This window comes from Enterococcus sp. DIV1444a (genome assembly GCF_051712125.1).
GTDB lineage: Bacteria > Bacillota > Bacilli > Lactobacillales > Enterococcaceae > Enterococcus > Enterococcus faecalis.
On record NZ_JBIOOG010000001.1, the window covers coordinates 1,277,930 to 1,297,278 of the forward strand.

The 19,349-nt window shown below is 36.2% G+C and carries 18 protein-coding genes and 1 riboswitch; of the genes, 12 read left to right on the plus strand and 6 right to left on the minus strand.

Features of this window, described 5'->3' with window-relative positions:
- Positions 1–27: 27 nt before the first annotated feature.
- The 7 genes from IGI87_RS06355 (at position 28) to trxB (ending at position 4,977) form a co-directional block, all read left to right on the plus strand.
- On the plus strand, positions 28–738 hold the full coding sequence (locus tag IGI87_RS06355; RefSeq protein WP_202577601.1) for a hypothetical protein: 711 nt from the start codon (positions 28–30) through the stop codon (positions 736–738).
- Positions 739–763: 25 nt separating this feature from the next.
- Complete coding sequence (locus tag IGI87_RS06360; RefSeq protein ID WP_438736479.1) at positions 764–1,462, plus strand: hypothetical protein; 699 nt, start codon at positions 764–766, stop codon at positions 1,460–1,462.
- Positions 1,450–2,178 (plus strand): hypothetical protein, encoded by a 729-nt coding sequence (locus tag IGI87_RS06365; protein WP_010712383.1) that lies wholly within the window; start codon positions 1,450–1,452, stop codon positions 2,176–2,178. The genes IGI87_RS06360 and IGI87_RS06365 overlap by 13 nt, the downstream gene beginning before the upstream one ends.
- A 238-nt stretch (positions 2,179–2,416) precedes the next feature.
- The gene (locus IGI87_RS06370) at positions 2,417–2,863 is read left to right on the plus strand and encodes a hypothetical protein (RefSeq protein WP_025189366.1); all 447 of its coding nucleotides are present in this window, start codon (positions 2,417–2,419) and stop codon (positions 2,861–2,863) included.
- Between the two features lie 8 nt (positions 2,864–2,871).
- A complete protein-coding gene (locus IGI87_RS06375) occupies positions 2,872–3,321 on the plus strand; it encodes a DUF5085 family protein (RefSeq protein WP_438736480.1) in 450 nt (149 codons plus the stop codon).
- A gap of 47 nt (positions 3,322–3,368) precedes the next feature.
- Entirely contained in the window at positions 3,369–3,905 is a 537-nt protein-coding gene (locus IGI87_RS06380) for a hypothetical protein (RefSeq protein WP_280210346.1), read from the plus strand.
- A 157-nt stretch (positions 3,906–4,062) separates the two neighbouring features.
- Positions 4,063–4,977, plus strand: coding sequence for a thioredoxin-disulfide reductase (gene trxB / locus IGI87_RS06385; protein WP_438736481.1), 915 nt, complete (start codon positions 4,063–4,065; stop codon positions 4,975–4,977).
- 42 nt (positions 4,978–5,019) lie between these two features.
- On the opposite strand, the gene IGI87_RS06390 is transcribed toward trxB, so the two are convergent.
- From IGI87_RS06390 to IGI87_RS06400, 3 genes are all read right to left on the minus strand, one after another.
- Positions 5,020–5,481 carry a phage tail protein gene (locus IGI87_RS06390; RefSeq protein WP_104854592.1) on the minus strand — a complete coding sequence of 154 codons (462 nt, stop codon included), beginning with the start codon at positions 5,479–5,481 and terminating at the stop codon, positions 5,020–5,022.
- 196 nt (positions 5,482–5,677) lie between these two features.
- The gene (locus IGI87_RS06395; protein ID WP_242365932.1) at positions 5,678–6,175 is read right to left on the minus strand and encodes a PepSY domain-containing protein; all 498 of its coding nucleotides are present in this window, start codon (positions 6,173–6,175) and stop codon (positions 5,678–5,680) included.
- Positions 6,176–6,293: 118 nt separating this feature from the next.
- On the minus strand, positions 6,294–8,633 hold the full coding sequence (locus IGI87_RS06400) for an ABC transporter ATP-binding protein/permease (RefSeq protein WP_438736482.1): 2,340 nt from the start codon (positions 8,631–8,633) through the stop codon (positions 6,294–6,296).
- A 124-nt stretch (positions 8,634–8,757) separates the two neighbouring features.
- Here IGI87_RS06400 and IGI87_RS06405 point away from each other — a divergent pair, with 124 nt between their 5' ends.
- A complete protein-coding gene (locus tag IGI87_RS06405; RefSeq protein WP_438736483.1) occupies positions 8,758–9,267 on the plus strand; it encodes a MarR family winged helix-turn-helix transcriptional regulator in 510 nt (169 codons plus the stop codon).
- Between the two features lie 38 nt (positions 9,268–9,305).
- Here the strand turns inward: IGI87_RS06405 and IGI87_RS06410 are convergent, their stop codons facing one another.
- The 3 genes from IGI87_RS06410 to IGI87_RS06420 form a co-directional block, all read right to left on the minus strand.
- Positions 9,306–10,169, minus strand: a complete 864-nt coding sequence (locus IGI87_RS06410) for a sugar ABC transporter permease (protein ID WP_002369496.1) — start codon at positions 10,167–10,169, stop codon at positions 9,306–9,308.
- A gap of 3 nt (positions 10,170–10,172) precedes the next feature.
- Positions 10,173–11,516 (minus strand): carbohydrate ABC transporter permease, encoded by a 1,344-nt coding sequence (locus tag IGI87_RS06415; protein WP_104854588.1) that lies wholly within the window; start codon positions 11,514–11,516, stop codon positions 10,173–10,175.
- An 85-nt stretch (positions 11,517–11,601) separates the two neighbouring features.
- A complete protein-coding gene (locus IGI87_RS06420) occupies positions 11,602–12,852 on the minus strand; it encodes an extracellular solute-binding protein (RefSeq protein WP_438736484.1) in 1,251 nt (416 codons plus the stop codon).
- A 259-nt stretch (positions 12,853–13,111) separates the two neighbouring features.
- On the opposite strand from IGI87_RS06420, the gene IGI87_RS06425 reads away from it, so the two are divergent.
- The 4 genes from IGI87_RS06425 to IGI87_RS06440 all read left to right on the plus strand — a co-directional run bounded on the left by IGI87_RS06425 (position 13,112) and on the right by IGI87_RS06440 (position 18,896).
- A complete protein-coding gene (locus IGI87_RS06425; protein ID WP_438736485.1) occupies positions 13,112–14,878 on the plus strand; it encodes a glycoside hydrolase family 13 protein in 1,767 nt (588 codons plus the stop codon).
- A gap of 27 nt (positions 14,879–14,905) precedes the next feature.
- Positions 14,906–16,531, plus strand: coding sequence for a glycoside hydrolase family 13 protein (locus IGI87_RS06430; RefSeq protein WP_438736486.1), 1,626 nt, complete (start codon positions 14,906–14,908; stop codon positions 16,529–16,531).
- A 1-nt stretch (position 16,532) separates the two neighbouring features.
- On the plus strand, positions 16,533–18,146 hold the full coding sequence (locus IGI87_RS06435) for a glycoside hydrolase family 13 protein (RefSeq protein WP_438736487.1): 1,614 nt from the start codon (positions 16,533–16,535) through the stop codon (positions 18,144–18,146).
- Positions 18,147–18,314: 168 nt separating this feature from the next.
- Entirely contained in the window at positions 18,315–18,896 is a 582-nt protein-coding gene (locus IGI87_RS06440) for a TMEM175 family protein (RefSeq protein ID WP_438736488.1), read from the plus strand.
- An 81-nt stretch (positions 18,897–18,977) separates the two neighbouring features.
- Positions 18,978–19,145: riboswitch (M-box (ykoK) riboswitch) on the plus strand.
- The last annotated feature ends 204 nt before the right edge of the window (positions 19,146–19,349 follow it).

Sequence of the window (19,349 nt, forward strand, 5' to 3'; positions counted from 1 at the left end):
GATAAAAGGCATTCGGGGGTGGGGAAAATGAAAGATATAATAAAAAATTACATTCCAAATCAATACAAAATAAGGAGCAAGAAAAAAATAACAACCAGAACAATAAAAAGAGGCTTGTATATACTTTTAGCTACATTCTTATTGCAGATTTTTTATTATGTATTTGGTAATGATATAGTAATTGATAAGCTATTTCTAGATATATTAACCTTTATCACTATATTTATAATAGTTGTAAATCTAAGTATATATTTAAATTATGTTTTCAAAAGCAGTATAAATAAGTGGGCAGGAATTTTTTTCTATGTATCTATGATAGTGGATATATTTTTGATACTAGGTTGTATATCATTTTTATTAGATAATTCTTTTGAAACTTTTGTCGAAGTTAGTATAGCTACTTTAGTTACATTTGTAATAGCTGAAATTTTATATCTATTCTCTATTAAACGCTCAGTTATCAAAAATAATTATAAAATAAGAGATAAATTTTTTAACTTTCTGCTCAATGGAGTTAGTTTATTAGGGATAGTATTTCTGTTTATATCAGATTTTACAGATAATTGGTTTTTGGGAATCTTAGGTTGTGCATGTATTTTAATCATGACTCTTCTTTTAGCAACTATTCATTTAAATAGAATCCTTCTTCTGTGGAAACCAAATAATTCGAATAATGATCAAACGTCAATCTATGGTAATTCCATTGAAATGATGAAGAACAAGAGAACCAAAAAATAGCTATATTTCTTCCAGAATTAAACGAATGTCAGACGGCACTTTAGTCATCAAAAAAGCCGGGAAATGGTTGAGTAAGTTTGATAAACTAACCGGAATTGATAAATATATGAGAAAAGGCAAAGATTTTACTCGACTAAGCACCTCAGGAGGCTTAAAACAATTTACTGATTTAGGTGATTCATTACTGGATAAATTGAAGTTATTGGATAAAAATGTTGTATTAAAAGGATCAAAACAAGCATTCAAAGAATCAGTTAAAGGAATTGGCAAAGGAACTTTAAAGAGTGCTGGTGGTGCGTTGAAAAAAAGCGTAAGTTTTGGGATTAACGGTGTCGTGAAAGATGCCAAGGCCTTAGTTAAGGCTAAAGGCGCAGGAAAAATTGTGCCAGGGTTAAATATAGCCTTAGGAGCTATAGATGTCGTTCAAGGAATCAGTAAGAGTGAGAAACAAGCCAGAAAAGACGGATTGAAAGGGCATGAAATTACCGCAAGTAAAGTTGGTGGTGCATTGGTGGATGTCGGGAAAGTAGCGGTGACAACGGTGGCGATAGGAGCGGCTGGTGCTGTAGCAGGATTGTTTGGCGCTCCTGTTGTGGGTGTGGTTTTAACTGGAATTGCAGTCTCAGAAGCAATTAATTATGCAGATAAGAAATGGAAAGTAACTAATTCTTTAAAATCTGGAGTAAATTCAATGGTAAAAGGGGTATCTGGATGGTTCAAATAAAAAGTATTTTTAAAAATTTTATTCCATCGAATTATAAAAAATATAGTTTAAAGGAGTATACAAATAAATCATTTTTACTGTCAGGAAGTGGATATATATTTTTGCTTTTATTTTGGCTTTTAGGTAGGTGGTCTGGAAGATCTTCGGGAACCATAACAGATGAAACCAATCAGTTTATTTTAAACTTTTTAAAGATAATTATGCAATTACTAATATTAGATGTTGTATGTTTAATGTTATTTAAAATAAAAAAGCTGCAAAAATATTTAGCTGTATTTATTTATGCGTTAGGTATGTTATTTTTAATAATTTTGTGTGCATTTACAGCATCATTATCAGATAACACAACTAATGTATTTATATGGGAGCTTATTCTTGTTTTTAGTTGTCTATTTTTGCAGGTTGTTTATAATTTTGTTTTAACTTTCATCTCCTTGAAAAAAAATAATCTGAGCATTCGAGATAAATACGCAAATTATTGTATGAACTTTATTGGCATTTTCGGATTATTAATTCTTCTTTTAGCAAAGATATTGGATAATAGCTCATTGTTTTTTATAGGGTTTTCTATCACAATATCTATACTTATTAATATTGGGATTTTCCATTTTCCTCGTGTAATACGATATTGGAAGAAAATGCCATTGATTGATTTAAACAAATCTGCATATGGAAATTCAATTGAAATGATGAAGAACAAGAGAACCAAAAAATAGCTATATTTCTTCCAGAATTAAACGAATGTCAGACGGCACTTTAGTGATCAAAAAATCTGGGAAATGGTTGAGTAAGTTTGATAAACTAACCGGAATTGATAACTATATAAGAAAAGGCAAAGACTTTACTTGACTCCAGCACGTAAGGAGGCTTAAAACCAGCCTTCAAAGATTCAGTCAAAGGAATTGGTAGGTATTGAAAAATTTAAAAATAGATCGATTTTAGGAAATTAATTTAATGAAAAGAGGGAAAAAGATGATTGAAAAAGTATCATTGGAAATGAACAATTTAGTGTATATTGAAAAACGAGCAACAACAGATCAATTAGTGGATTTAATTTTACAATCAGAAGAATTAACTTATGAAGAAGGTTTTTATAAAAATGGACCAACAATGATTGAACTAAAACCAACTGAATTAAGTGAAGAACAACAAACGTATAAATTTTATATTCCTGTGAACGAGCCAGTTGAAAGTGGCGAGATTTTTACTGTAGAAAATATTCATTATGATCATCTAGTTCGTAAAAGAATTCCTTTTGATGATGAACTTGGCGCTAATATTGAGGAAATGACGGATTACTTGCTGGAACAAAAGATTGAATTTGATGATAAATTATTGTTGGTAATGACCTTAGTTTATGATGAATATTGGGTAGATGTTTTAATCCCAACAAAAGAGTAGGTGAAAAAATGAGAAAAACAATTGGCTATACACAATCATTACATTATCAAAATGTCATCAGTCGTTATTATGTAACGACTTCAGAGGAGATGGGTCGTTGTTTAGAAGATGCTTTGGGAACAATTTTTGAAGCAGATTATTCTTTATCAGACAGCTTTTTCTATTCAATGAATTCTGACATTCGTGAAGAAGAATTGCTGATTCAAGTTTTTTTACCTGTCAATGAAGAATGGCAAGAGAATCTTCCAGCAGAATATCGTTTCCAATCTTATTTTCAGGTGAACAATATGTTAGCAACTAGAGCAAAAGGCGATAAGCTATCTGAATTCTCTAAAGCATTAGAAGAGTTAATCACTATAGTTGTTCAGGAAGATTTGACAATTGTTTCACCAATTTTCTATTGTCCGCAAGTAATAGATAATAAGGTATATACTGATTTGATGATTGGTGTTAAATAGTTTTGAACTGATTAGAGTTTTGTTGTAAGGAAAGAGGAGAGAAAAGTTTGAGTTTGCTTATAAATGAGGAAGAGATATTTGAAGTGAGACTGACTAAGGCAGATGGGTACAAAAAAATTGGTATAGGGCTAGGTGTTATTTTTGTCACACTTAGTTGCTTGGTATGGTTTTACTTTCCACTCTATAAAAATCCAGTGACAAGTAATATAATTTTTTTTGTTTTTTTAACAGTAGTGGCTATACTAATCAGTGCTTTATCCTTACTTAAATTAATATGTATGTTTGCTTTTTTGATAATCGAAACCGGGATTGATGAGACTAAGTATATCAGAAAATATGGTGGCATTTTATATAGAATGGACAGTCATGGTTTGTCATATCATGAAAAGGGATTTCTAATAGTGCGTAGTTGGTCGGAGGTCATTGATGTAGGACTTTTCAGACAAATGGAAAGGGAGGTTATTTATAATTATCAAATAAAATTTAGTGATGGTGATAGACACACCTTTGATTTAAGAGGGAATTATCCAACGATAGCATTCAAAGAAAAAATTGAAGAATTCTGGTTTAAATACAATAGCTAAATTAATCTTCATTCCCCCTCCTAGAAAACAAAAAACCGTGGTACAATAACTTACGTAATAGACACGCCTACTCCGAATGTCAAAAAAGGGCAGAAAAGTAGACAAGAAATTGTTTAAGGAGTAAAGTAAACTTACTTAAAATTTTGGGGGAAATAAAATGTATGATGTAATTATCATTGGTGCCGGTCCTGCTGGGATGACGGCAGCACTTTATGCATCACGGTCCAATCTTTCTGTATTGATGATTGAACGCGGTGCGCCCGGTGGGCAAATGAACAACACTGCTGAGGTAGAGAATTACCCAGGCTTTGATTCTATTATGGGTCCAGAATTGGCCTATAAAATGTATGAAAATGTAGAGAAATTTGGTACGGAAAATGCGTATGGCATTGTGATGGGCATTGAAGACCACGGATTCTATAAAGAAGTGATTTGTGATGACAAATCTTATGAAGCTAAAGCGGTAATTATAGCAACAGGCTGTGAACACCGAAAATTGGGTGTAAAAGGCGAAGAAGAATTTGCTGGTCGTGGTGTTTCTTATTGTGCCGTTTGTGACGGTGCCTTCTTTAAAAATAAACGCTTAGTAGTTGTTGGTGGTGGCGATTCTGCAGTTGAAGAAGCAATCTATTTAACACAATTTGCTTCTGAAGTAGTGATTGTTCACCGTCGTGATGAATTGCGTGCGCAAAAAATCATTCAAGATCGTGCCTTTGCAAATGAAAAGATTTCCTTTGTTTGGGATACAGTTGTCGAAGAAATTGTTGGCAATGAAATGGTCGTGACAGGTGTGAAAGCACGAAATGTCAAAACAGATGAAGTTTCTGAAATTGAAGCAAACGGCGTGTTCATTTATGTGGGGCTAGATCCATTAACAGAACCATTTAAGAAAGCTGGTATTACGAATGAGGCTGGTTGGATTGAAACAGACCAAGAAATGAGAACAAAAATTCCTGGTGTTTATGCCATTGGTGATGTCCGTGAAAAAACATTGCGTCAAATCACGACAGCGGTCGGTGAAGGCGGTATTGCTGGACAACAAGTATTTAACTATATTGAAGAATTAAAATAAAAAAATGCTTTTGCCTTTAATAATAAGGGCAAAAGCATTTTTTTAATAGGTTCCTTTAATGACAAAATAAGAGCCACGAATGGTTCCAGCTAATTTTGATTTTTGACGAGCAAATTTGAATTTTCCTTCAAATTCTGCAGGAATTACCATACCATCTGAAAGTTTAAACCCAACGGCGCGTTTGCCTTCATCAGCTAATGTGTACATCACGTTAACTGTTAAGCCGTTTTCATAAAATACATAGGCCATTTTTATGCCATCTAAAGTGAAAGAAGAAATTTCAAGTGGCTTGTAAGGGAAATGTAATTCTCGTTCTAATAAAATTTTTTCAATCCAGGCCAATGTTTCTGGGGCTTCAGAGGCAGGGACGGTCGTAAAGCGATGTTTGTATTTATTCCAAAAATAGCGAGCTTCATTCGCTCTTAGTCCAGCAAGAGCAGGTGCTACTGGTGAACTTTCTAAACCAATAGTAGTTACTTCTTTAAAATCAACTGTATAAACCATGATTTGATACTCCCATCATTTATTTTAAACTAAGTATAACGGTAGCAGGAGTAACGGACAATTATTATTACTTAAAAGAATGAAATTGGGACAAAACGATTGGCTTCGAGAAATGTTAGGATTTCCGAAAGCGTAGGTTCTGTCCCATAGATTAGTATAAAATTTGGTTATTTAGCGATAAGATATTCGCATGTGCTTATTTATTGGCATCTATGTTAACTTTTTCATCTGCGGTAGTCGTTTTAACATCTACTGTATAAATAAGTTTGTTGTTATTTTTGGCTAACTTCCAAGTCAAAATACGTGGAGAAAGTCCTCCAACTTCTTTTTTTGCTTTGGCTAAGACGTCGTTAACAGCGCCTAATTCTTTGACTTCAGCAGCTGAAAAGGTTGTCTCATTTTCGCCAAGTTGATTTGTTTCAGTATTTTTGGTGACTTTTCCTGTTTCAGGATTCACGTAAAGTGTTTCTGTCTCATTGGTAAAGATATAGCTGTAGTCACTATCTGGTTTTGTATCAAATTGGACATTTACTAATGGTTTGTTGCCAGCTTCTTTTTCGTAGATTTCAGCAGCTTGCTGCAAACTAACTTTGTATTTAGTATCTGTGACAGTATCTTTTCCTATGCCACAACTAGCTAAAATAAAAATAGCTCCTAAAAGTGAAAAAAATAGTAAAAATGGTTTTTTTAACATGAAATTACCTCGTTTCCTTTTATTAAGTGTTCACAATCATTTAGTATACGGAGGTTTTATAAAAATTACAAATAAAAAACAATCCTTTAAGAGAAATTAAAGGATTATTTTTTGTTATTTATTCTGCACGTAATGCAACTGCCGCATCTTTTTTCGCTGCCATTCGAGCAGGAATATGGCCACCAATCATGGTTAAGATTGTGCTAATTACAATCAAAATAATCCCGTGAATTGGGTTTAAGGTGGCAACATTTTCTAAATCAGTCAGGTTATACAACACTGCGTTAATCGGAAATGTTGCGAGAAAGGCGATCACAACACCAAGAATGCCAGAGGCAACGCCTAAAATAGCGGTTTCGGCATCAAACACACGGGTAATATCTTTTTTACGAGCCCCTAGCGCTTTCAGAATACCGATTTCTTTGGTCCGCTCAATGACAGAAGTATAGGTGATGATCCCAATCATAATCATACTTGTGACAAGGGAAATCCCAGCAAATGCAATCAGCACATAGGTGATTGCATCCATTAAACCACCTGTTAAGCGGGTCATCGTTCCGGCTAAATCAGAATAGATAATTTGGTCTTTTTTATCTTTTCCTTTGTTATAAGCGTCTAAATAATCAAGAATTTTATCTTTTGATTTGAAATCGTTTGGATAAATCATAATACTTGAAGGAATTTCATTCGCTCCTAAATAAGACAACAGGTTTTCTTTAGCGGAAGCATCTAATGTTTCGTTGGTCATAACGTTAGTGTTGCTAGCTTCTTGCGCTTTAACAATATCAGAGGTTTTGTTTTTGGCAATCATATTAGTTGAAAGTGCATCGCTATAAGCAATTCCAGGTGCTAATAGATTCATTGTTGAAGAATCTTTAATTCGCAAAATCCCTGAAATTGTTAACTCGGTATTTTCTGGATTATTGTAAACAGCTTGCAAATCTTGGTTAGGAATGAAGTTGCCTGTCGGTAATTTGGTGTAAAATGCATTATTATTGGCTAACTTCATTTTTGTACCGACAATGTCTGAAAAGGCAATCTTTTGATTATCTTTCACGTCAAAGCCAAGATTTTTTAAAGCATTAATATTGGTGGTATTGTTACTATCGACGATTAAAACGACATCGGTTTCTTTTTCTGGATAATTTCCTTCAAGCAACGAGTAATTGTCTTTTAAGAAATTGTTTTTTCCGTTTTCTAATTGTTTAGGAAAAGCAGAAACGCCGACGCCAGTTTGGGCAGCCATCATGGAAGCCATCGCGTTTGATTGGCCGTCAGGTGCATCGTTTGAAAATTTGACCGTTTGTGCTTTCCCGTTGATTTCTCTTAATAAGTTCATATTGACTAGACGAGTATAGCCAATATTATTACTTAATTCAGGATCAATGTGATTGACATAGTCAATAAACTTTTGGTCAATTAAATTCGTGTGTTGCGCACGGTCCGCATCGCTAATTTTAGCAGTCACTTCTTTTTCTTTGGGGAAGGTGCCTTTTTTGTCCTGATTATTGAAACTTTCTGGATCTTGATCTGTCGCTATTTTAGAAATGGTAATCGGAAATTGCGCTAACGTTTCCGACTGAGTTTTATCAATTTGTTTCTGGAATCCTGTTGAAAGAGAAAGGACAATCGCAATACTGATAATCCCAATACTTGAAGCAAAGGCGGTTAAAAAAGTTCGCCCTTTTTTAGTGCGGATATTATTAAAAGACAAACGCAGCGCAGTCGTGAATTTCATTTTGGTGCGTTTCAATTCGAAAGGTTCTTTTTTTTCATGTTCAATATGAGGACGCGAGTCATGACGAATTTGGCCATCTGAAAATTCAATAATTCGATCAGCGTATTCATGAGCTAATTCAGGGTTGTGGGTCACCATAATGACTAATTTTTCTTTCGAAAGTTCTTGGATAAGTGTCATAATTTGTAGGCTGGTTTCTGAATCCAATGCACCAGTTGGTTCGTCACAAAGTAAAATATCGGGATCATTAGCTAAAGCACGAGCAATGGCAACCCGTTGCATTTGACCGCCAGATAATTGGGAAGGTTTTTTATGGATATGGTCCTTCAGTCCGACACGGATGAGTGCATCTTCGGCTTTTTGGCGTCTTTCTGCTTTTGAAATACCACTTAGTGTCATACCAAGCTCGACATTATCCAAAATCCCTTGATGACTAATTAAGTTGTAACTTTGAAAAATAAAACCAATTGAGTTGTTCCGATAAGCATCCCAATCGGCTTCTTTAAAATTTTTTGTTGATTTGCCGTTAATGATTAAGTCACCAGAATCGTAATTGTCCAATCCGCCAATCACATTCAACATCGTTGTTTTACCAGAGCCGCTGGGACCCAGAATTGCTACAAATTCTTGTTTTCGAAAAGCGACAGAGACGCCATCTAAAGCTTTAGTGGTCGTTCCGCCGACAGTATAATATTTTTTTATCTCTTTGAGTTCTAGCATGTTTTTCGCATCCTTCTTCCAATTTATCAACAACACAACCTTAAGTTAGTGTATAACGTAACATAATAGTTAACAAAAATCAATCATTACCATTTGATAATCAAGTGAATTTAGTATACACTAGGTGGGAAACGAGGGAGAACATATGGATAAAGAGAAGCATTCGTCAAATTTAGATATTAGTGTCTTTACTGAAATTTTTTCATATATGAGCCAATTGCTTTTTAAAGACCTAGACTTGGAAGATCTAAAATTAACAAAGTTAGACATGTTAATTTTATTAATTGTGGCAACGAATGAAGGAATCAGTATGACGGAATTGGCTAACCAAGTAGGAACGTCGAAAGTTCAAGTGAGTCGCTCCATTGCGGGGTTAGAAGAACGAGCGATCGTTCAACGTCGCCATAATCAGGAAAATCGCCGCATGGTTAATGTCTATACGACAAAAGAAGGCGAGAAGCTTTTTAAGCAAAAAGAAAATCAAGTAAAACAGCAATTATCTGAAACGCTTAGTGTTCTTTCGTTAGAGGATTATCAAGAAGTCAATCAACACTTCTTGGCGGTCATGAAAATTTTGTCCAATTATCAAGCGCTACGAAGAAAAACGTGTAAGGAAAACAACACCAAAAAATAAAAAACATCGTTTGGCTATAAACCAAACGATGTTTTTTTCTAGCCTTTGACAGAGCCAGAAGTCACGCCTTCTACATAGAAACGTTGCATTACTATAAATAGAATAGTAATTGGAATGGCAATTAGCACACACCCAGCTGTAAAAGCCATGAATAGTGAATTAGCTGTTGATTTGGTCATCATCGAAAAGAGACCAATCGCAACGGTGTAATTTTCAACTTTATCACCCATAATAACTTTTGCGAAAATAAAATCCATCCAAGGACCCATGAAGGCGGTTAAAGAAGTATAGACAATAATTGGTTTCGATAATGGCAACGTAATTTTTGTGAAAATTTGCCACTTGTTGGCACCGTCAATCATAGCAGATTCGTCTAAAGCCATCGGAATGGTATCGAAGAACCCTTTGGCGATGTAAAAACCTAGCGCCGAGCCTGCAGAATAAACCAGAATTAAAGCGAATAAACTTTCAGTTAAATTTAAGGCTTTTAAAATATAGTAAACGGCAATCATACTCATAAAACCAGGGAACATATTTAAAACAAGCGCCACTTTTAAAAATGGTTTTCTTAAGCGAAAACGCAACCGTGACAGCGCATAAGCCATTGCGATTGTAATAAAAGTTGATAACAGACAGCTTGCGATGGAGACGAACAAGGTGTTTAAAAACCAACGGACAAAAGGAAAGTTGCCAGTCTGATTTGTTAATAATACTTTATAGTTTTCTAAAGTGAATGTTTTGGGAATGATATAGGGAACAAATGCACCGCCTTCGCCACGAAAACTTGTTAAGATAATCCACACAATGGGGAACATCCAAAAAACTGCTAAAATGGTTAGAATGATGTAAACGCTGGTAAGTGCAGTGCGTTGTTTTTTCTGGTAACTTTTTGCTTTAGCCATAAGTTACGCCTCCTTAAATGAATTCGTCCGTGTATAGGCAATTAAACTGAAGACTGCGGAGAGAATGAAGATTAAAATACCAATCACAGAGGCTAAATTGTAATCCATTGTATCGACAGTCAATTTGTATAGCCAGGTAACTAAAAGGTCAGTTGAGCCTGCACCGTAGAAGTTAGAATTGGCTGGACCGCCGCCCGTTAATAGATAAATGACATTGAAGTTATTGATGTTGCCAATAAATTGTTGAATCAGCGCCGGGGTCATCACAAATAGAATTTGTGGAAACGTTATACTTTTGAAAATTTGCCATTTATTGGCGCCGTCAATTCTAGCTGCTTCGATTTGATCTTCTGGAAGATTTTGGATAATCCCTGTAGAGATTAACATCGTAGCAGGAATACCAATCCACATATTGACAACAATAATGGTTAATTTTGCCCAATTCGGATCTGTTAAGAAGGGGATAGAAGAATCAATTAAGCCCCAGTTTAATAAGAGAGCATTGATAGGCCCAGAACCATTTAAGAGGTTTCGCATAATTAAAAGTGAAACAAACGGAGGTACGGCCATCGTGATAACAAAAATAGTTCGCCAAAACGCTTTATATTTTAAACCTTTTGTATTGATAAGCAAGGCTAAAATGATTCCAAAGAAGAAACAAGTTGCGGTTGCAAAAACAGCCCAAATCAAGGTCCAGCCAAGCACAGGAAAGAACGTTGAAGCCATATCGCCTGTGATTACATTGCCTAAATTTGCCAATCCAACCCAAGTAAAGAGGTTTTTCGGTGGCAAATGGTTATGGTCGTAGTTGGTAAAGGCAATTGAAATCATATACAACAACGGCAAGATGGTAAAGAAAAGAACACCTAGTAAGGGAATCGTCATTAAGGTTGCATGGAAACGTTCGTTTAGCAAGCTACGTAGATCATCCATAGTTGTTGGAATCTTTTTACCAGCTGTCTTTAATTCATACAGGTGACGGGCGCTTTTTAAATTGATTACATATAAAATGATTAGCGATAAACAGACTAAAATTGCTGCAATTCCGAATAATAATAAAAGCATTGAATTATCGCCTTCTTTTAGAACTTCAATCCCTAAAGAATCATCATATACTAATCCTTGCTGTTGGGTCCCTAGTGTTCCTAGCATCATTAATGCGTGGAAACCGTTACGGATTAACCAATAGATAAAGCCAATTTCAGCTGTTAAAAAGATGATTCCCTTTAACCACTGCTTGTTGGCAAAGTTTGCAGCACCCATAACTAAAAAAGATAGTTTTGTAGCAAAGTCGCCTTTGTTAAAGACCTCTCGAAATGACGTCTGGGCTTTCTTTTTCTTGAACATCTTCGTTCACTCACTTTCTACTTAAATAAAAAAGATAGAGGAAATGGGACAGCAGATTGAAGCTCGTCCCATTTCTTTACTCTTTTTATTCTTTTGCTTCTTTTGATGTGTCTTGGACTAATTTATCTAATTTTGCTTGATAATCCGCAGGTTTGATATTGCCTTTGTACGTATCATTAATCACTGCATCCATCGCAGGCCAGAATGAAACGATTTCTGGGATTTTTGGCATTACCACAGAGTGGGTTGGTTGCGCCATTTCTAAGATAGCTTTTGCAACAGTATCTTGTGTAATTTCTTCGTTTGTTTGTAATTTTTTGTTTGAAGGGACAAAACCGATTTCTTTAAAGTAAGTCATTTGTGATTTTTCGCTTGTTAAATAGTTTGCTAATGTCATTGCGGCCAATGGTGCTTGTGTTTGTTGGTTGACAGCAAAACTACGAACGCCCAAGAAAGCTTTCATTTGTTTTTCGCCATTGCCAAAATCAATGGTTGGATAGGCAGCAGCCCCCATTTTGTCGCCAAGAGCTTTTTCTACATCGTTTTTAGACCAAGGGCCAGAAAGGAAGGCATCCGTTTTACCAGAACCTAGGTTAGATAATGCTTCTGTATTTGATTGGATCACACCAGGATTATTTTTTTGATCGGCAATCCATTGTAATACTTCAATGCCTTGTTGGTTATTAAAGTTGGTACCTTTTGGATCTTCGCCATTTTCACCATATAAGTAATCGCCATTACTCATAAATAGAGGACCGAAGATATAATTTGCGCCATCTTCACCAAAATTGGTGCCGATTTTGCCTTTTTCAGTTAAAGACTTCCAAGTTTTGATTTCCTCTGGAGAATACGTATCTTTGTTATAATAAAGAACTTGTGACTCTACGGCATAAGGGTAGGCATAGACTTTGTCTTTCCAAGTGACCCCTTCGACTGCCGAGTCAATATTGTTTTCTTTGACTTCTTTTTCATATTTTGTGTTAGGGTAAATCAGACCAGCTTCTGCCATTTGACCAATTTGATCATGTGGCATCATGAAAACATCTGCGGCTGCTTTAGGGTCTTTCGCAATATCTTTTTTAGCATCTGCCGAATTGCCAGCAGTTAAGTTAACTTTAATATCAGGGTATTCTTTTTCAAAATCGGCGACAACTTTTTTAAAGACACCCTTATATTCAGTATCAACCCATAATTTTACGTCACCAGCTGCTTTATTTGTTGAACCGCTTTCATTTTCGGCTTTCGTTTTTTCTGCGCCACCACAGGCAGTAAGTAAAACTGCGGAAGCACTTAAAAGGATACCGCCCATTAAAATCTTTTTCCAATTCACTTTCATTTTTGAACCCTCCAAAAATTATTTTTTACAAGTCTTATTATGCAACCGATTGCGGAAATAATCAAGTGTTTTTCATCGAGAAAGTTAAAAAAGTTTTTTTATTATAAATAACATACTGTTTGTTTAAAGTGGTGTATACCACTAATTAAGCATTTTAAATAAAAAAATAAAAAAGGGTATACAAATGCAATCGTTTGCGCTAAAATGTGTTCGAGTATGAGAAAATACACGAAAAGTGACAATTAAAGGAGAGAATTAAATGAACACTGCTGCAATCTACCATCGTCCAGAAAGTGAATTTGCTTATCTTTATACAGCAGAAACAATGCATATTCGTTTGCGTACGGCCAAAGGCGACATTGCCTCTGTCCAATTAGTGCAAGGAGATCCTTATCTTTTAGGAAAAGAAAAGTGGTACCAACAGTCGTTAACCATGGAGAAGTTAGTATCTACGGAGTTATATGATTACTGGTTTATTGCATTGAGTGCAAAATTTAAACGCCTTTCATATGCTTTTACTTTAGTGGGGACGGATGGTTTGACGGCGTTTTATGGCGAACACGGCATTTATCCTTTAGAAGAAAAGTATTTAGAGCGGGCGAATAATTATTTTCGGATGCCGTATTTTCATGAAATCGATCGTTTTAAAGCACCTGAATGGGTGAAAGAAACGGTTTGGTATCAAATATTTCCAGAGCGTTTTGCAAATGGTGATCCCGCCAATGATCCTGAAGGAACGTTGCCTTGGGGCTCTAAAAGACCAGATCGACAAGATTTTTTTGGTGGGGATTTGCAAGGGGTGCTAGATCATCTTGATTACATTGAAGATTTAGGCGTTAACGGCTTATATTTTTGCCCAATTTTTGAAGCGTTTTCTAATCACAAATATGATACGATTGATTATTTAAAAATTGACCCAGCTTTTGGTGATGGTGCTACCTTTAAGCGTTTAGTCGAAGAGTGTCATCGACGGGGCATCAAGATTATGTTGGACGCCGTTTTTAACCATATGGGGGACACTTCGCCTCAATGGCAAGATGTGTTAAAAAATGGCCAGGACTCAATTTATGCCGATTGGTTCCACGTAAATGAGTTTCCAGCTAGCTATGAAGAAAGTGCTGATTTTGAAGAATCAAGCAACATTACCTATGATACTTTTGCATTCACTCCGCATATGCCTAAATTAAATACAGCAAATCCAGAAGTGCAAGCCTATCTTTTAGAAATTGCTCGTTATTGGATTGAGGAATATGATATTGATGCCTGGCGTTTAGATGTGGCAAATGAAGTGGATCATGCATTCTGGAAAAAATTCCGGCAAACATGCGACGACGCAAAAGAAGATTTTTATATTTTAGGGGAAATTTGGCACTCGTCACAAAGCTGGCTCCAAGGAGATGAATTTCATGCAGTGATGAATTATGCATACACAGATGCGATTATGGGGTACTTTGTCAAGCAAGAATTGTCATTGGAAAAGATGCTCTCTGAAATGAACAACCAGTTAATGCTCTATCGACAACAAACGAACCAAATGCAGTTTAATGTTTTAGATTCCCACGATACACCGCGCTTATTGCATGAAACGAAAGAGGATAAAGAGTTGATGCGCCAAGTATTAGCGTTTACGTATATTCAACCAGGCGTCCCTTGTCTTTACTATGGTGATGAAATTGGTATGACAGGTGATATGGATCCTGATTGTCGTCGTTGTATGGTTTGGGAGGAAAATCAGCAAGATTTGGATTTGAAGGAATTTGTAAAAGCATTGATTGCCCTTCGCAAAAAGTATGCGGCTGTTTTTTCTGGTGGAACAATCGATTGGACAGGAACTTCTTTTGAAACGGGGTTGATTAGACTCGCTTGTCGTTTGGAGGAACAAACGATCTATGGGATTTTTAATACTGGCCAAGAGACACAATTTGTTGATAGAACTGATCGAGAAGTTTTGCTAAGTTCTTCTATCGAAACTGCTTCAGAACAGATAATGGTTTTACCAAAAGGTTTTCTTTTATATCAAGCATAATAATTAAGCAAAGGAATGTGAAGAAGAATGGAAAAACATTGGTGGCAAGAAGTCGTGGTTTATCAGATTTATCCTCGCAGTTTTAAGGATAGCAATGGAGATGGCATTGGAGATTTACCAGGAATTATTGAAAAATTGGATTATTTGGAAATGTTAGGCATTGGGGCTATTTGGTTATCGCCAGTTTATCAATCGCCTAATGATGATAATGGTTATGATATTTCTGATTATGAAGCGATTATGACAGAATTTGGTACGATGGCGGATATGGATCGTCTAATTGAGGAAGCGAAAAAGCGAAAGATTGCAATTGTTATGGATTTAGTGGTTAACCATACATCAGATGAACATCGTTGGTTTATTGAAGCGAAAAAAAGCAAGGAGAACCCATACCGAGACTATTATGTATGGGCGGACCCTGCTTCAGATGGCGGTGTACCTAACCGATTGAAATCTGCCTTTTCGGGTTCTGCGTGGACGTTTGATGAAGCGAGTGGGCAATACTATTTACATTTGTTTAGTAAAAAACAACCAGATTTAAATTGGGAAAATCAACAAATGCGTCAGTCGGTTTACGAGATGATGAATTTTTGGATTGATAAAGGAATTGGCGGTTTCCGTTTAGATGTGATCGACTTAGTGGGTAAAATTCCAGGAGAAGAGATCACCGCAAATGGGCCTCATTTACATCGCTATTTACAAGAAATGAACGCCGCGACATTTGGTGGTAAAGAGCTGTTAACTGTAGGCGAAACATGGGGGGCCACACCTGAAATTGCGAAAATGTACTCTAGTCCAGAGCGTCATGAATTATCCATGATTTTTCAGTTTGAACATATGAGCTTGGATCAACAACCAGGTAAAGAAAAATGGGACCTCCAACCAATGGAAGTTGCCAAATTGAAACAGGTTTTTGCAAAATGGCAAACAGAATTAGGAAATGATGGCTGGAATTCTTTATTTTGGAATAACCATGATTTACCGAGAATGATTTCACGTTGGGGAAATGATCAAGAATATTGGTTGGAAAGTAGTAAGTTATTCGCTATTTTACTGCACATGCTGAAAGGCACACCTTATATTTATCAAGGGGAAGAAATTGGTATGACCAATACGCCGATTACAGATATTCGTGAAGCGCGGGATATCGAAACGATTAACATGTACCATGAGTATCTAGAAAAAGGATATTCTAAAGAAGAAATTTTGCTGAAAATTAATACTAAAGGTCGCGACAATGCACGCCGGCCTATGCAGTGGACCTCTGAAAAAAATGCTGGCTTTACGACGGGTACACCTTGGATTGATATTAATCCCAATTATCAAACGATTAACGTCGCTGCTGCTTTGGCAGATAAAAATTCACTATTCTATACGTACCAAGAAATGATTCGTTTGAGAAAAGAACATCCTTTAATTGTTTGGGGCGACTTTGAATTGCTGGAAACAGTAGACGAAGTGATTAGTTTTTATCGTACCTATGGTGAGGAACGCTGGCTTGTTGTAACGAACTTTTCTGACAAAGTTCAGCCATTTTCTGCAGACGTTCATGTAGAACAAGTAATGATTGAAAATATGCCGACAGATGTCACTGCTTTAGCAGACTATTCGTTAGCGCCTTGGCAAGCATTTGTTGTGAAAGTGAGTCAATAAGATGGAACAATGGTGGAAAAATGCTGTCGGTTATCAAATTTATCCTCGGAGTTTTAAAGATAGCAACGGGGATGGCATTGGTGATTTGCGAGGAATTATTGAGAAATTACCGTATTTAAAAGAACTAGGGGTCGATTTTTTATGGCTAAATCCGATTTACACTTCGCCAAACGTTGACAATGGTTATGATATTGCGGATTATCAAGGGATTCAGCCAGAATTGGGTACGATGGAAGATTTTCAAGAACTTTTGGACCAAGCACATCAATTAGGTTTGAAGATTATTCTTGATTTGGTGGTCAATCATACTAGTGATCAACATCCGTGGTTTGTTGAAGCGAAAAAAAGTTTAGATAATCCGTATCGTGAGTATTATTTATGGGCCGATGCGACACCAGATCGTATGCCGAATGAATGGCAAAGCTTTTTTGGCGGCTCGACTTGGACCTATGACGAGGGTACAAAGCAAGCATATTTTCATGTGTTTGCCAAAGAGCAACCTGATTTGAACTGGAAAAATCCTAAAGTTCGTGAAGAGATTTATGCGATGATTCGCTGGTGGTTAGATTTGGGAATTGATGGTTTCCGATTAGATGCGATTAGTCATATCCAAAAAGAACCTTGGGATTTTAAGATTACCACGAATCCATGGGCTCCCTTTATGAATGTAAAAGGCATTGAAGACTATATGCTGGATTTGAAAGCTATTTTTGCTGAGTATGACATCATGACAGTGGGGGAAGCTAGTGGCGTTTCAAGTAAGAAAGCGGTGGAATGGACCAATGATGCGGGCTATCTGAATATGATTTTTGAATTGGAGCACAATGTTCGAGAAGGAAAGCCAGGAGAAGAACGATTAAATATTTTAGGCTATAAAAAAGTAATGGCTCGCTGGCAAAAGCATTTAGGGACAGAAGGCTGGAATGCATTATATGTAGAAAATCATGATAATCCCAGAATCAATTCAATTTTAGGTAATGAAACCCCTCGTTCTGCTAAGGCGATTGGAACAATCGCCTTGCTCTTGCGAGGGACGCCGTTTATTTATCAAGGACAGGAAATTGGTATGGTTAATTATCCATTTCAACAGATTGATGAGTTAGATGCTAAAGATTCTCATAACCATTATCGTTTGCTTATAGAAAGTGGCTACGATGCAAAACAAGCATTAAAAGAAGTAGGGCATTGGACGCGGGACCATTCGCGTACGCCTATGCAGTGGACGAGTCAAGAAGCGAGCTCCTTCACCTCGGGGCAGCCGTGGTTAGCAATTCATCCCAATTTTAAAGAAATAAATGTTGCTGATCAAGAAACGGATGCACAATCCGTGTTGAATTATTATAAAAAGTTAATTGTGCTGCGGAAAGAAAATCCAGTCTTTACAGATGGACAGTTTGAACTATTAGCGCCCAATCATTCGTCTGTTTTTGCTTTTTTAAGAAAAACAACCGAGGCAACAGCATTAGTGATTGTCAATTTAAGTGGAGAAAAGTGCCAATTTGACTTGCCGAATAAATTACTGGGCAGAAAGTGGCAACAATTGTTAGGAAATCAAGATTTTACAGTGGAAAAACGGATGCAGTTAGCACCTTATCAAACAGGCGTCTTCCAATAACTGATTCGTTCTATAACTAGTGCAAGAGGCTTACTTTTAAGTAGGACTCTTGCACTTGTTTTTAGGAACTTCAACAACCGAGAGACTTCATAAATAATTGAATTTTTACAGAAATGCGTTATACTTACTTTGGGTAAGTTATTTAATTTTATGAAAGTAGGGGAAATGATGCCGAAAACACGTGTAGAAGCATTTACAGATGCAGTCATTGCGATTATTTTAACGTTATTAATTTTAGAATTAAAAATTCCGGAAAAAGCAGATTGGTCTGCTTTGACCCAATCTGGACACAAAATCATTATTTATTTAATTAGTTTTGTTACTTTATTAATTTATTGGAACAATCATCATCATTTATTTCAAAGTGTCCGTAAAATTGATGGACGTGTCCTTTGGATGAATAATTTTTTAATTTTGACGTTAACGTTTTTCCCGTTTGTTACTGGTTGGGTAGGTGAACATCCGTTTTCTTGGCCGCCACAAGCTTTATATGGTTTAGTAATATTAGGAGCTGATGTTGCTTATTATCTAGTGGTGCGGGCATTGATTCAGGCAAATGGGCCCAAATCTGAAGTACAACGTTTGTTTGGCCACTATCCCAAATTAACGCTTTCGATTGTGTTGAATATTATTGCGTTGATTGTGGGCAAACTGGTAGCGCCAATCGCTGTCCTGATTATTGATACGATTGTTTTAGTCATGTGGTTTATTCCTGAGCGAAAAGCAGAAATAAAGGAAATTTTAAAGTAGTCATTTTTTATTTATAACAAAAAAGTCATAAATCTTTTGACAAGAATGTCAAACTCATCTATTATAAGAAGTGGATAAAAACTGAATAATTGTTAGGTGAGGCTCCTATTTGGACAAATGCTGCTGCCGCGAAAGGATCGAGAGACCCTTAGTTGGTTGAACAGGAATAATCGTGAAGGTTATTCATAATGTAGCTGATACATGTTATCTACGCCCTATAGTGCTAAAGCTCAACGATAGAGAATCTTATTTAAAGATGGTATTTTGGGACGTACTCTATTGTTGAGTAGGTCCTTTTTTGTGTGTTTGGCAAAAAAGCAATTATTCACTGGAAGTATAAATAAGAAAAAGAAAGGATGACTGTCATGGAAGACCCTGGAAGTGAACAGAGAAACAAAATACAGTCACCAACGAAAGGAGAAGATTTTAGCGCTCTTTTCGGCAGGTGACCAC

Bases quoted from the DNA above. Each gene is read 5' to 3' on its own strand.
- IGI87_RS06355 (WP_202577601.1), top strand. From the start codon at position 28: ATGAAAGATATAATAAAAAATTACATTCCAAATCAATACAAAATAAGG.
- IGI87_RS06360 (WP_438736479.1), top strand. From the start codon at position 764: ATGTCAGACGGCACTTTAGTCATCAAAAAAGCCGGGAAATGGTTGAGT.
- IGI87_RS06365 (WP_010712383.1), top strand. From the start codon at position 1,450: ATGGTTCAAATAAAAAGTATTTTTAAAAATTTTATTCCATCGAATTAT.
- IGI87_RS06370 (WP_025189366.1), top strand. From the start codon at position 2,417: ATGAAAAGAGGGAAAAAGATGATTGAAAAAGTATCATTGGAAATGAAC.
- IGI87_RS06375 (WP_438736480.1), top strand. From the start codon at position 2,872: ATGAGAAAAACAATTGGCTATACACAATCATTACATTATCAAAATGTC.
- trxB (WP_438736481.1), top strand. From the start codon at position 4,063: ATGTATGATGTAATTATCATTGGTGCCGGTCCTGCTGGGATGACGGCA.
- IGI87_RS06390 (WP_104854592.1), bottom strand. From the start codon at position 5,481: ATGGTTTATACAGTTGATTTTAAAGAAGTAACTACTATTGGTTTAGAA.
- IGI87_RS06395 (WP_242365932.1), bottom strand. From the start codon at position 6,175: ATGTTAAAAAAACCATTTTTACTATTTTTTTCACTTTTAGGAGCTATT.
- IGI87_RS06400 (WP_438736482.1), bottom strand. From the start codon at position 8,633: ATGCTAGAACTCAAAGAGATAAAAAAATATTATACTGTCGGCGGAACG.
- IGI87_RS06410 (WP_002369496.1), bottom strand. From the start codon at position 10,169: ATGGCTAAAGCAAAAAGTTACCAGAAAAAACAACGCACTGCACTTACC.
- IGI87_RS06415 (WP_104854588.1), bottom strand. From the start codon at position 11,516: ATGTTCAAGAAAAAGAAAGCCCAGACGTCATTTCGAGAGGTCTTTAAC.
- IGI87_RS06420 (WP_438736484.1), bottom strand. From the start codon at position 12,852: ATGAAAGTGAATTGGAAAAAGATTTTAATGGGCGGTATCCTTTTAAGT.
- IGI87_RS06425 (WP_438736485.1), top strand. From the start codon at position 13,112: ATGAACACTGCTGCAATCTACCATCGTCCAGAAAGTGAATTTGCTTAT.
- IGI87_RS06430 (WP_438736486.1), top strand. From the start codon at position 14,906: ATGGAAAAACATTGGTGGCAAGAAGTCGTGGTTTATCAGATTTATCCT.
- IGI87_RS06435 (WP_438736487.1), top strand. From the start codon at position 16,533: ATGGAACAATGGTGGAAAAATGCTGTCGGTTATCAAATTTATCCTCGG.
- IGI87_RS06440 (WP_438736488.1), top strand. From the start codon at position 18,315: ATGCCGAAAACACGTGTAGAAGCATTTACAGATGCAGTCATTGCGATT.